Origin of the sequence: Nocardia sp. NPDC059177 (assembly GCF_042755165.1) — a bacterium.
Classification (GTDB): Bacteria; Actinomycetota; Actinomycetes; order Mycobacteriales; family Mycobacteriaceae; genus Nocardia.
The window spans coordinates 116,380-128,953 of the sequence record NZ_JBHZBX010000015.1 but is presented as its reverse complement, the minus strand read 5'-3'; the positions used below and the strand labels follow the sequence as shown (position 1 = coordinate 128,953).

Sequence of the window (12,574 nt, the reverse complement as noted above, 5' to 3'; positions counted from 1 at the left end):
CGAGTCGACCGTCGCGGCCGACCAGCATGTCGCCGCTGACCTGTTCCACTGAGATGGACACATTGCTGTCGGTGCTCGACGACACCGTCACGGCGGCCCGCGCTGCGGGTCGCGACGACCTGGTCGCCCGGCTGGAAACAGCCGCGGCCAGGGCGCGCGACCCGCGCAGGCGGATCGTCGTCGCGGGGCAGCGTGACCAGGGCAAGAGCCGGTTCGTCAACGCGTTGCTGAATCTGGAGATCTGCCCGGTCGGCGACGACATCACCACCACCGTCCCGATCCAGCTCGCCTATGCCGAGCGGCCGCGCGCCGAAATGGTGCTGGCGGCAACGGGTTCCGAGGAACGAGTCGAGTTCCCCCTCGCCGACCTCGCGGTGGTCGAGGCGCCCACCGGCAAGCAGCTTGCCCGCATCGAGATCCACCTGCCCAACGCCCTGCTGGCCGACGGCATCGTCCTCGTCGACACCCCGGGCATCGGCGGCTCCGGCACGGCCATGAGCGTGCTGGAGCTGCTCCCCTCCGCCGACGCGCTCCTGATCCTCTCCGACGCGTCGACGGAGCTCACCGCTCCCGAACTCACTTTTGTTCGCCAGGCGGCCGAGTTGTGCCCGGCCACTGCGGTATTGCTCACCAAGACCGATCTCTACCCGCACTGGCGCCAGGTCTTCGCCGCCGACCGCCACCACCTCACCACCGCCGGCCTCAACCTGCCTCTCCTGCCGATCTCGTCCCTGCTGCGCGCCCACGCCCTGCGTTTGCAGGACACCCAGCTCGGCGCCGAGTCCGGCTTCGGCGAGCTGTTCCAGTTCCTGCGCGACCAAGTCGTCGCCCGCGACAACCAGATCACCCGCGCCGCCATCGCTCAGGAGATGTCCTCGGCAGCAGAGCATCTCGCGCTCGCGATCGGCAGCGAACTGGTCGCCCTGCGTGACCCGCAACATGCCGCGGCGGCACTGTCCGAACTCCACGCCGCCAAATCCACTGCCCAGCAACTCCATCGCCGCACCGCCGCCTGGCAGCAGACTCTCGCCGACGGCATCACCGATCTCGCCGGCGATGTCGACCACGATCTGCGCGAACGTCTGCGCACCATCAGCCGTACCGGCGAGGAGTGGATCGACGACCACGACCCGGGCCGTCACTGGAACGCCATCGCCGAATGGCTCACCGGCACAGTCGATACTGCCCTCGGAGACAACCTTCTGTGGGCGCACGCCCGCGCGGAGTCCCTCGCCGAACGCGTCGCCGAACATTTCCAGGAACTCGGCGCCGTCGAACTTCCCGCAGCGCTCGACCACGTGGGTACGGTCACCGGCACCGGCACCCTGGCCGAACTGGAGCCCGATATCGGCGTCGTCTCGAAGGTCCTCGTCGGTATGCGCGGTTCCTACGGTGGCGTCTTGATGGTGGGTCTGGCAACGACTTTCGCGGGCCTGGCGATGCTTAACCCGATCTCGATCGGCGCGGGCGTGCTGGTCGGTGGCAAGGCCTACCGCGACGACAAGCAGGCCCGTCTGACCCGCCGCCGCGGTGAGGCGAAGAACGCCGTCCGCCGTTTCCTCGACGATGTCGCCTTCCAAGCGGGCAAGGATTCCAAGGATCGCATGCACGGCATCCACCGCGCCCTCCGCGACCACTACGCGGGAATCGCCGAGCGCAGCCTCCGCTCCATCGACGAATCTCTCACTGCCGCACAGGAAGCCGCCACCTCAGCGGCCACCGACCGTGCCACCCGCACCGCCCTCCTCGAACGCCGCCTCACCGCCGTAGCCGACCTCCGCCGCTACGCCGACCAATTCCACACCCAGCCCCAACTCCTCGCCTAGTGACACCTGGTCAGTTGATCACCAGGCCCTCAGGGATTTCGCCTCTCGGGCGATGTCTCCCTGGTGGCCTGGTGATCAACTGACCAGCTGGCTAGTTCGGCATGGGCGGGCGTAGGCGGGCGCGGAATTGCCCTCGGTGGTTGTGGGTGGGCCCGCTCAGGGCCCGCCGAAGGAGTTCAGCCCATCAGATGAAGTAGGCGGTGCCGGTGGAGCTGCCGGTGCCGTAGCCGAGGCTCTTGGCGAACTCCTTCAAAGCGATCAGCGCGTGGCCGACCGGTCCCGGGTCGCTGCACGATCCGCCGACCGAGGAGAACGTGCAGCCGTCGTCGGCCACCGTACTCACACCGCTGTCGGCCGACGCGGTTCCCGCGCCCCCGATCAGCACGCCCCCGACCACGGCGACGGCCAGCGCCGCCCCGCTGATCCCACGCTTCCACTGAACCTTCGATGACTGCATGACATCGAAACTATCCGCTCGGGACCGTCTTTCGTCCCCGATCGATGCCCCCAATATTCCTCGCGGAGTTTCATACTGTGACGATTTCGGGCTCGCGCGGCTGGGCGTCCGTCCGCATCCCGATCCCATGCAGCAATGTGTACCGGAACGCCTCGGCGAAGTCGGCTCCGGCCCGATCGCCTCCGTCACGATCCCGCATCGCGGGCGGCGGTTGAGCGCAGGCGGCGCAAGAATAGCTAGGGTTCGCGGGAATGAATCGCCGCAGCTGCTGGTTGTGCTGATCAACAAGATTGAGTGTGACCGACTCAAGTCCGGGTTGACTCCGGACGGATCTCGAGGGCAGGATTGAGTCCACCACACTCAGCGTTGCTCGAGACTGATGTCCTAGAAACGTACAAACAGGAGGAAATCACTATGGCTCGTGCGGTCGGAATCGACCTCGGGACCACGAACTCTGTCGTCGCCGTGCTGGAAGGCGGTGAGCCGGTCGTCGTCGCGAACTCGGAAGGCTCGCGCACCACCCCCTCGATCGTCGCCTTCGCCAAGAACGGCGAGGTTCTCGTCGGTCAGCCCGCGAAGAACCAGGCGGTCACCAACGTCGACCGCACGATCCGCTCGGTCAAGCGCCACATCGGCACCGACTGGTCCGTGGAGATCGACGACAAGAAGTACACGCCGCAGGAGATCTCCGCGCGCACGCTGATGAAGCTCAAGCGCGACGCCGAGGCCTACCTCGGCGAGGAGATCACCGACGCGGTCATCACCGTCCCGGCCTACTTCGAGGACGCCCAGCGTCAGGCCACCAAGGAAGCCGGCCAGATCGCCGGTCTGAACGTGCTGCGCATCGTCAACGAGCCCACCGCGGCCGCGCTCGCGTACGGCCTGGACAAGGGCGACAAAGAGCAGACCATCCTGGTCTTCGACCTCGGTGGCGGCACCTTCGACGTCTCGCTGCTGGAGATCGGCGAGGGCGTCGTCGAGGTCCGCGCGACCTCCGGTGACAACCACCTCGGTGGCGACGACTGGGACGAGCGCGTCGTGACCTGGCTGGTCGACAAGTTCAAGGCCAGCTCGGGTATCGACCTGACCAAGGACAAGATGGCCCTGCAGCGTCTGCGCGAGGCCGCCGAGAAGGCGAAGATCGAGCTGAGCTCCAGCCAGAGCACCTCGATCAACCTGCCCTACATCACCGTGGACGCGGACAAGAACCCGCTGTTCCTCGACGAGCAGCTGACCCGCTCGGAGTTCCAGAAGATCACCTCCGATCTGCTGGATCGCACCCGCGCGCCGTTCCAGTCCGTGATCAAGGACGCCGGCATCAACGTGGCCGACATCGATCACGTCGTGCTCGTCGGTGGCTCCACCCGTATGCCCGCCGTCTCCGACCTGGTCAAGGAACTGACCGGTGGCCGTGAGCCGAACAAGGGCGTGAACCCGGACGAGGTCGTCGCCGTCGGCGCCGCCCTGCAGGCCGGTGTGCTCAAGGGTGAGGTCAAGGACGTCCTGCTGCTCGATGTCACCCCGCTGTCGCTGGGTATCGAGACCAAGGGTGGCGTGATGACCAAGCTCATCGAGCGCAACACCACCATCCCGACCAAGCGCTCGGAGACTTTCACCACTGCTGACGACAACCAGCCGTCGGTGCAGATCCAGGTGTTCCAGGGTGAGCGCGAGATCGCCTCGCACAACAAGCTGCTCGGTTCCTTCGAGCTGACCGGCCTGCCCCCGGCCCCGCGTGGCGTGCCGCAGATCGAGGTCACCTTCGACATCGACGCCAACGGCATCGTGCACGTGACCGCCAAGGACAAGGGCACCGGCAAGGAGAACAAGATCAAGATCCAGGACGGCTCCGGCCTGTCCAAGGAAGAGATCGACCGGATGGTCAAGGACGCCGAGGCGCACGCCGCCGAGGACAAGACCCGCCGCGAAGAGGCCGAGACCCGCAACCAGGCCGAGTCGCTGGTGCACCAGACCGAGAAGTTCATCACCGAGCAGAAGGCGAGCGAGGGCGGCGCGCAGGTGTCGGCCGAGCTGCTGGCCGATGCCGAGAACGCGGTCGCCGAGGCGAAGAAGGCGCTCGAGGGCACCGATATCGCGGCCATCAAGACCGCGGTGGAGAAGCTGGCCACCGAGTCGCAGAAGGTCGGCCAGGCGATCTACGAGTCGCAGGCCGCCCAGGACGCGCAGACCGGCGCCGCCGGTAATGGCGCGGGCCCGGCCGACGACGACCAGGTCGTCGATGCCGAGGTCGTCGACGACCCGGCAGACAAGAAGTGACCGAGGCCAACTCCGAGCAGGAGTTGATCACCGACATCGTCGAGGACACCGACGCCCCCGAGGCGGAGGTGCTCGACGCCGAGACCGAGGCGCCGGTCAGCGACGAGCTGGCCGAGCGCACGGCCGACCTGCAGCGGTTGACCGCGGAATACGCGAACTACCGCCGCCGGGTCGAGCGCGACCGGCAGGCCAACATCGACGCGGCCAAGGCCGCGGTGGTGACCGAACTGCTCGGCGTGCTCGACGATCTGGACCGGGCCAGGGCGCACGGCGACCTGGAGACCGGCCCGCTCAAGGCCGTCGCCGACAAGCTCGAGACCGCGCTCACCAAGCAGGGTCTCGTCGAGTTCGGCCTCGTCGGTGATCCGTTCGACCCGACGCTGCACGAGGCAGTGCAGCACGAGGGTTCGGGCGCGGATCCGGTGATCGGTGTGGTCATGCGCAAGGGCTATCGGTTCGGCGACCGGGTGCTTCGGCATGCCATGGTCGGGGTAACCGATGCCGAGGTCGCCGAGGCATCGGATCCGGATGCCGACGCCGACAGCGAGTAAAGCGAGAGGAGGAGATGCCCGGTGAGCCAACGGGAGTGGATCGAGAAGGACTTCTACAAGGAGCTGGGTGTCTCCTCCGGCGCCTCGCAGGACGAGATCAAGAAGGCCTACCGCAAACTGGCCCGTGATCTGCACCCGGATTCCAATCCGGGTGACACCAAGGCCGAGGAGCGGTTCAAGGCCGTCAGCGAAGCCAACGCGGTGCTGTCGGACCCGGCCAAGCGCAAGGAGTACGACGAGACGCGCCGCCTGTTCGCGGGCGGCGGCGGTGGCGGCCGTGCCTACGGCGGGTTCAATCCCGGTGCGGGCGGCGGCTTCTCGCAGGACTTCAATATCGGTGACATCTTCGGTCAGGCCGGTGGCGCCGGTGGCGCAGCCGGTGACGGCGGGCTCGGCGATCTGCTGGGCGGGCTGTTCAACCGGGGTGGTGGCGCGCGCGGTGCGAGCCGTCCGCGTCGCGGTGCCGATGTGGAGACCGAGACCACGCTGGGTTTCCGCGAGGCGGCTCAGGGTGTCACCGTGCCGCTGCGGATGACCAGTCCGTCGCCGTGCACCACCTGCCACGGGTCCGGCGCCAAGCCGGGCACCAGCCCGCGGGTGTGCCCGAACTGCAACGGGGCCGGTGTCGTCAGCCGTAATCAGGGTGCGTTCGGTTTCAGCGAGCCCTGCGACGACTGCCGCGGCACCGGGTCGATCATCGACGACCCGTGCTCGGACTGCTCGGGTTCTGGCATCCAGAACCGCACCCGCACCATCACCGTCCGGATTCCGCCGGGCGTCAGCGATGGGCAGAAGATCCGGCTCGCCGGACAGGGTGAGGCGGGGCTGCGCGGGGCGCCGTCGGGCGACCTGTATGTCACGGTGCACGTCAGCCAGGACAAGGTCTTCGGCCGTCAGGGCGACGACCTCACCCTGGTGCTCCCGGTGAGTTACAGCGAATTGGTGCTGGGGACAACTGTTTCCGTACCGACGCTGGACGGCCGGGTCGGCGTGAAGGTGCCGCCGGGCACTGCCGACGGGCGTATCCTGCGGGTACGCGGTCGCGGTGTGCCCAAGCGCGGTGCGGCAGGCGGCGCCGGTGACCTGCTGGTCACGGTGAAGGTCGCGGTTCCGCAGGCGCTGGACTCCGACGCCACCGATGCGCTCAAGCGCTATCAGGAGGCCGAGAAGGCCAGTGGCTTCGATCCGCGTGCAGGATGGGCGGGTGCTTGATGTCCGATAGTCCGAAGTCCGCGTCGGGTGGTGGCTCGCGTGCCGAGTTCTTCATGATCTCAGTGGCGGCTCAGCTGGCGGGTATGCACGCGCAGACGTTGCGCACCTATGACCGGCTGGGTTTGGTCACGCCCCAACGCACTTCGGGCGGCGGACGCCGGTATTCGGCCCGCGACGTGGAACTGCTGCGCGAAGTGCAGCGGTTGTCGCAGGACGAGGGCGTCAATCTCGCCGGCATCAAGCGCATCATCGAGCTCACCAACCAGGTGGAGGCGTTGCAGCAGCGCGTCGAGGAGATGAGTGCGGAGCTGGAGCGGTTGCGGGCGGGCTACCGGCCCGACCTGACCCCGCCTCAGCGCAGTACCGCACTGGTGGTGTGGCAGCCACGTCATCGGCGCTGAGATCGTTCGATTCGCGGGCCCCCGGTTCGATATCCATCGCGGTGGATGCGGACCGGGGGCTCGTTCGTCTCCGGACAACGATCGGCGATCGCCTGGTGACTATCCAGCAACCACTTTATTAACTGACCTTGTTGTCCGAAAGGTCCGGTCCAGCCCTGTGAAGTGGGGATATATCACCGAGGCAGAGCGAAAGTTTGCTGGATGGACGCTGAATTCGGGTCGAAGATGCGGCAATTCGGCATTTCCGGCCAGCCACTCCAGTCCCAGCTACCCGCGTGTCATGGCCCGGCGTGCCGTCCTCGATCGACCGGCTGCCGTAGCGGAAAGGTCGCTCTACCAGGCACATTGACCTTCGGGCTGGGCAAATGCCGGGAAGATCACGGAAGTGTGAGGTCACATTCCGATGCGTTTTGCAGACACCGGGTTCGTTTTCCGGGGATACTGCCGCGTTCCCCCTGGTTTGTTTAGAATTACACGTGTGATGTTTAAGAGTACGATTCCGAAGCTGGCAAACCTCGCCTAGACTTCTCGGCATCGGCTGCTGACGAGTGTCCTCCCAGCCCGTCACTCGCCGGCGCGGACTGCGTTCGATGGCGAAACGAGGTTGTGACACATATGGATTCGCGGACTGTCGCTTTGATCCGTACTACGTTCAAGGCGGTTGCTGCGGAAGACGGTGGGCCCGAGCGGCTGTCGAGGTCGTTCTACTCGATCCTGTTCACGGACTACCCGCCGATCCGTGACTACTTCCCGGCTGCCATGGACGCCCAGCGCGACCGTCTGGTCACCGCCATCGGCTACGCGCTCGACCGGCTGGAGGAGCCCGACAAGCTGCTGCCGTTCCTGGCCCAGCTCGGGCGCGACCATCGCAAGTACGGAGTGCGTCCCGACCACTATGACGCCGTGGCCAATTCGCTGAAGGCGGCCATGCGCGAGTTCGCCGGCACCGAGATGTGGACCGACGAGGTCGCCGCCGCCTGGGACGAGGGGCTGGACATGATCGGCGGCGCGATGATCAGCGCGGCCGAGAAGGAAACCACCCCCTCGGTCTGGACCGCCTCGGTCGTCGAGTGCCGCGAGGTGCTGCGCAACCTATCGATCATCCGGGTGCAGCTCGATCAGCCGATGGAGTACGCGGCGGGTCAGTACCTCAGTGTGCAGATCCCGGCCCGGCCGCGGATGTGGCGCTACCTGTCCCCGGCCAACCCCGCCAATGCCAACGGCGAGATCGAGTTCCACGTGCGCAGTGTGCTCGGCGGGTGGGTCAGCCCGGCCATGGTCGCGCACACCGCCGTCGGCGACCAGTGGCAGCTCGGTTCCCCGCTCGGCGGGCTCGGCGTGCCGCGCAACACCAAACGCAAGATGCTCATGGTCGGCTGCGGCACCGGCATCGCGCCGCTGCGCGCCCAGATCATGGCGATGGCCCAGCGCCGCGTCAACCCGAAGGTGCACCTGTTCGTCGGCGGCCACCATCCCTGCGACCTCTACGACCTCGAGGTCCTCAGCCAGCTCGCCGTCGCCAACAAATGGCTCTCGGTCACCCCCGTCACCGAGAGCGACGAAAACCCCTGGTGGTATTTCGACTCCGGCGAACCCCACACCGACCTACCCGGCCTCGAACCCCGCATGACCGGCCAGATCGGCAAGGTCGTCGCCAGCTACGGCCCCTGGTCCGACCGCGACGTCCAAATAGTCGGCTCCCCCTCCATGGTCCAAACCACCAAGTTCCGCCTCATGGCCGCAGGCACCCAAGCCGACTCCATCCGCCACGACCCACTGTTCTGAGCGTCACCCGACCAGTCGAACATCAACCCCCGGCAGCCCACCGAAATCGGCGCGCCGGTCAGTGGTGACAACCGTGCGACCGGTCGCACGCGCGGTCGCCGCGATGATCAGGTCGTGCGCACCCCGCGGCGTGCCCGCGTTTCGGACGTGGGTCAGCAGCTCTGCGTGATGTTCGGCGACCGCGTCGTCGTAAGGGATGCTCGGCACGATAGCTCGGAACTTCTCGAGAAAGGCGCGCGCGCTCGCTTGTTTCCCGGGGTTGGTCTGCCCGGCGAGTCCGGTCAAGTACTCCGCGATGACAACAGCGGCGACAGCGACATTGTCGTCGTCGGCGATGACATCGGGCAGGTCGATCCTGCCGCGGTCGACGGCGATCAGGATGCCGGTATCGAGTATCAGCTTTCCCATGGATCGCTGTCTTCGTCGGCGATCGCGAACCGGTCGATCGACTCGACAGCAGCCTCGAACTCCGCATCCAGCCCGATGTTCCCGGCCCACTGCCGGGCCAGGCTGTTCAAGCTTCGGCCGTTGGTGCGCGGAGCCGGGACAAGCCGCGCCACGCACACGCCCTTGCGAGTGATGACGAACTCCTCACCCGCCTCCGCCTCATCGAGAACCCGCGCGAACGCCCGCGCCGCCTCGGTCGCACTGATCTCCTTCATGGAGTCATTCTATCAGAATCAGATAATCTGATCATCCGTAGTGTTGGTGCGCAGTCGCCGGAAGTTCACCCGCTGAATCGACACCTCGCAATATCGCCAAGGAGATCTGGAGGAATAGGCGTCGATGAACGCCCTCGGCGGAGCCTGCTACCCCGGTCGATGTGAGTGTCATGTCGCCGATCGGCTCACCGGCCTCGGTGCAGGGTCGCGCGGAGTCGATTTCAGGATATATCCGAACGAATCCATGCTGCCCGGCTACGCCCCCGTAGTCGGACTCCCACCGATAGATCGCCGTACCTGGGCGGCGCCAGATCCCGATCGAGTGTGACATGCAATTCTTTCCTCAGCCGCCGCAAATATCCTGAGGTGGATTGGTGCTGATCTGTAAGGTCCGATAGGCCGGAACTCCTTGGCACATACCGATGTTCGAGGCAACCAGCGGGTATTGCGGAGGCTCTCCGAATTGGACGCAAGCCCGGCCGTTGCCGTGCGCTGTCGGGGCGCCCCAATCGGTCCAGACGATCTCCGAGATCAAGTTGGCGCAGGAACCCAATGAAATCGCTGTGGGGTGCTCCGAGCCGTAGCCTCGCGCTGTCGGGCCCATCGCTGCGCCGAGCACGACAGTCGGCGCGGAGGACGCCGACGGAGTGGGCAGGCTGCCCGGATCGGGGCCAGGCCCCACTGCAACCGCTGATTCGCTCACGACGACGGTGCCGTTCTGGATGAGCTGGAAGCCGTCGGAGCTGATCTCGTAGCGTGCGTTGTCGGGTGCGTTGACCGCGACGAAGCCTCCATCGGCGCGTCGGGATACGTCGTAGAGATCGATCGTGGCGCCGTCGGCTATTCGATAGCCACGGTAGTAGAGGCGATCGGTTCGCTGCGGCACACAACCAGCGCGGACTTGTCGGTCCGCATGAACATCTCGGCGTTGTCGTTGCCGAGGCATCGCGCAGCTCCCCCGAAGACGAGGAAGCCGTGAGCGTCGGCATCGGGTGACGTCGCCGCGACGCTGGTGGGGGTCGCCGCGCCTGTTGTCGGACTGACCTCGACCTGCGTCGGAGATGTCGATCTCGGCGGGCCTTCCGAACTCGCCGAGCAGCCGCTGAGCCCACATACGGCACAGAGAAGTGCGATTGTCGCGAAGATCCTCTTCATGTCGACTCCGATCCGATTCTCGTATGCGAGTCGGTCCGAGCATTATCCGACGTGGCGGACTTTCACCTCGGGATGCTCGCTGAAATCGGCGCGCCTGTCGGTGGTGACAACCGTGAACTCGAACTCGGTGCCGTCTGTCACGAACTATCGGAGGGCGATCGGCAGAGATCAGGCGCCTTCGGAGATTATGTTCGCGGCGGGTGTGCCTGTTTCGATGAGGCGGTCGACCGTGGTGCGGACCATGGCCGGTGACCCGCAGACCAGGACCTGGTGGGGGAAGGGGCCGTGGGTGGCGGCTACGTCGGCGAGGGTGCCGTAGAGCATTTCTTCGGGGGTGAAGCCGATGTCGGAGCGGGTTTGTTCGTGCCATTCGTCGCGGATGGCCGGGTCGTCGGGGCTTTCGACGACGGGAATGACTGTCAGCCAGGGCAATTCGCCGGATAGCAGGAACAGCATGTCCGAGGCGTAGAGGTCGCGGGGGGAGCGGCCGCCGTAGAAGAGGTAGGTGCGGGGCGGGATTTCGCGGCGGGACAGGTCGAGGATCTGGGCGCGCATGGGGGCCAGGCCGGTGCCGCCGGCGATCATCACCAGGTCGGTCGCCTCGGGGTGGACATCGAACACCCCGTACGGAGCATGGATCCGCCACTGATCACCCGGCTGGGTGTCGCTCACGATCGAACTCGAACACCAGCCCCCGGGCACCGTGCGCACATGGAACTCCAGTTTCCCGTCCAGCGAGGGCGGCAGCGCGGGGGAGTACCGGCGGCGCACCCCGGGATGCTGCGGCACCTCCACCTCGACCGACCCGCCCGCCGTGAACGGCACGAAATCGCCGATCAACCGGATGACGGCCAGATCGTTGCGCAGACGGTGATGGCCGACGACCGTCGCCGTCCACGCGGGATCCGGGTACTCGCTCACTGGCGCTCCTTGGTCGCCTCCGCATCGGGTGCGGAGCGGATGGTTCAGCTGACGGGGTCGGCGGCGATGATCTGGCTGGGTGTGCCCGCCCGGATGAGGGCGCGGCGGGTGTCGGCGATCATCCGCGGCGACCCGGCGATCTGGATCTGCCGATCCGCCCAGTTGCCGAAGCTGGTCACCACCGCACCCAGATTACCGATCAGCCGACGATGCATGCCGATCGGCGGCTCGGCCGAATCCTGGGGATACCACCAGGGATTGGTGTTCTCCTCGCACACCGGCACGATCGTCAGCCACGGGTTCGACTGGGACAGCTGCCACATGTTGTTCACGTCGTACAGGTCGCCGGGGTACCGGCCGCCGACGAAGAAATGCACCCGCGGGTTGATTCCGCGCTGACTCATCTCGATCAGCTGCGCGCGCAACGGCGCGATCCCGGTCCCGGCGCCGATGAGCAGCACGTCGCGCCCGGATTCCCGGTCCACGTGCAGGCCACCGAGCGGTCCGGCGATCTTCCACCGGTCCCCGACCTTGGTGTCGTTGACGATGGCCGGGCTCACCCAGCCGCCGCTGATGCGCCGCACATGGAATTCGATCTCGCCGTACGGGTTGGCCGGGATGGCGGGGGAGAAGTAGCGCCACATATTGGGCCGCTGCGGAATCGCCACCGGCACGTACTGTCCGGCCTTGAACGGGATGGGCCCGTCGGCTTGCAGGCGCACGATCGCCAGGTCGTCGAGCACGCGCCGATGACCGACGACGGTCGCGTCCCAGTACGGCTGCGACTTGTCGGAGTTGGCGCCGATCGCCATCGCGGCCGAGACCAGGATGGTGATGTCGCTCCAGCCGTCGTGCAGTTCCCTGGTCCAGCGGTTGCCGTGGAAGGTGCGCAGCGCGCTGAGCAGCGCGCGTCCGGCCAGGTCGTAGTGGTCGGCCTCGACCCCGTATTTCCGGTGGTCGCGGGCCAGTTGCTCGAGGAATTTCTGCGCGCGATCGAAGTCCTCGAGGTTGTCGAGGACGAACTGCAGCGCCGTGACGAGCCGCTTGGGTTGCATGTCCATCGCGGGCGGGAACAGTTCTCGCAATCTCGGATCCTGTGCGAACAGGTGACCGTAGAACGCGCTGATCAGCCGCTCAGGACCGCCCGGTGCCTCCGACACCCCGCGGAAATCGGCGCGGACCAGCGCAAGCGAACGCGCATCCACGTCGTCAAGCTCCCTTTCCCTGAAATTGCTGCGATGTGGCCCCGCCCGACGGCGGACACCGGTTCCAGTATCCCCCGAAACTGCTGGTTGGGTGCAGGGATGCTCATCACGCCTCCCGGCAG

12 protein-coding genes are annotated in these 12,574 nt (G+C 66.6%); 6 read left to right on the top strand and 6 right to left on the bottom strand.

Annotated features, from left to right (window positions below; all coding sequences use genetic code 11):
- Nucleotides 1-26 precede the first annotated feature (26 nt).
- Complete coding sequence (locus tag ACFXK0_RS19920) at nucleotides 27-1,826, top strand: dynamin family protein (RefSeq protein WP_379412022.1); 1,800 nt, start codon at nucleotides 27-29, stop codon at nucleotides 1,824-1,826.
- A 184-nt stretch (nucleotides 1,827-2,010) separates the two neighbouring features.
- Here ACFXK0_RS19920 and ACFXK0_RS19915 read toward each other — a convergent pair whose 3' ends face one another.
- Nucleotides 2,011-2,283 (bottom strand): hypothetical protein, encoded by a 273-nt coding sequence (locus ACFXK0_RS19915; protein WP_379411980.1) that lies wholly within the window; start codon nucleotides 2,281-2,283, stop codon nucleotides 2,011-2,013.
- Nucleotides 2,284-2,697: 414 nt separating this feature from the next.
- Here ACFXK0_RS19915 and dnaK point away from each other — a divergent pair, with 414 nt between their 5' ends.
- The 5 genes from dnaK (at nucleotide 2,698) to ACFXK0_RS19890 (ending at nucleotide 8,509) form a co-directional block, all read left to right on the top strand.
- A complete protein-coding gene (gene dnaK, locus ACFXK0_RS19910; protein ID WP_379411979.1) occupies nucleotides 2,698-4,560 on the top strand; it encodes a molecular chaperone DnaK in 1,863 nt (620 codons plus the stop codon).
- A gap of 35 nt (nucleotides 4,561-4,595) precedes the next feature.
- The gene (gene grpE / locus ACFXK0_RS19905) at nucleotides 4,596-5,111 is read left to right on the top strand and encodes a nucleotide exchange factor GrpE (protein ID WP_379412021.1); all 516 of its coding nucleotides are present in this window, start codon (nucleotides 4,596-4,598) and stop codon (nucleotides 5,109-5,111) included.
- A gap of 21 nt (nucleotides 5,112-5,132) precedes the next feature.
- Complete coding sequence (dnaJ, locus tag ACFXK0_RS19900; protein WP_379411978.1) at nucleotides 5,133-6,323, top strand: molecular chaperone DnaJ; 1,191 nt, start codon at nucleotides 5,133-5,135, stop codon at nucleotides 6,321-6,323.
- Entirely contained in the window at nucleotides 6,323-6,724 is a 402-nt protein-coding gene (locus tag ACFXK0_RS19895; protein ID WP_375931303.1) for a heat shock protein transcriptional repressor HspR, read from the top strand. The genes dnaJ and ACFXK0_RS19895 overlap by 1 nt, the downstream gene beginning before the upstream one ends.
- Before the next feature lie 615 nt (nucleotides 6,725-7,339).
- On the top strand, nucleotides 7,340-8,509 hold the full coding sequence (locus ACFXK0_RS19890; RefSeq protein WP_379411977.1) for a globin domain-containing protein: 1,170 nt from the start codon (nucleotides 7,340-7,342) through the stop codon (nucleotides 8,507-8,509).
- Between the two features lie 3 nt (nucleotides 8,510-8,512).
- Here the strand turns inward: ACFXK0_RS19890 and ACFXK0_RS19885 are convergent, their stop codons facing one another.
- The 5 genes from ACFXK0_RS19885 to ACFXK0_RS19865 all read right to left on the bottom strand — a co-directional run bounded on the left by ACFXK0_RS19885 (nucleotide 8,513) and on the right by ACFXK0_RS19865 (nucleotide 12,452).
- Nucleotides 8,513-8,917, bottom strand: a complete 405-nt coding sequence (locus ACFXK0_RS19885) for a PIN domain-containing protein (protein ID WP_379411976.1) — start codon at nucleotides 8,915-8,917, stop codon at nucleotides 8,513-8,515.
- Entirely contained in the window at nucleotides 8,905-9,171 is a 267-nt protein-coding gene (locus ACFXK0_RS19880) for a type II toxin-antitoxin system Phd/YefM family antitoxin (RefSeq protein WP_379411975.1), read from the bottom strand. The genes ACFXK0_RS19885 and ACFXK0_RS19880 overlap by 13 nt, the downstream gene beginning before the upstream one ends.
- A gap of 343 nt (nucleotides 9,172-9,514) precedes the next feature.
- On the bottom strand, nucleotides 9,515-10,057 hold the full coding sequence (locus tag ACFXK0_RS19875) for a hypothetical protein (RefSeq protein ID WP_379411974.1): 543 nt from the start codon (nucleotides 10,055-10,057) through the stop codon (nucleotides 9,515-9,517).
- A gap of 437 nt (nucleotides 10,058-10,494) precedes the next feature.
- Nucleotides 10,495-11,247 (bottom strand): FAD-binding oxidoreductase, encoded by a 753-nt coding sequence (locus tag ACFXK0_RS19870; RefSeq protein ID WP_379411973.1) that lies wholly within the window; start codon nucleotides 11,245-11,247, stop codon nucleotides 10,495-10,497.
- Nucleotides 11,248-11,291: 44 nt separating this feature from the next.
- Nucleotides 11,292-12,452, bottom strand: coding sequence for an FAD-binding oxidoreductase (locus tag ACFXK0_RS19865; RefSeq protein WP_379411972.1), 1,161 nt, complete (start codon nucleotides 12,450-12,452; stop codon nucleotides 11,292-11,294).
- Nucleotides 12,453-12,574 lie beyond the last annotated feature (122 nt).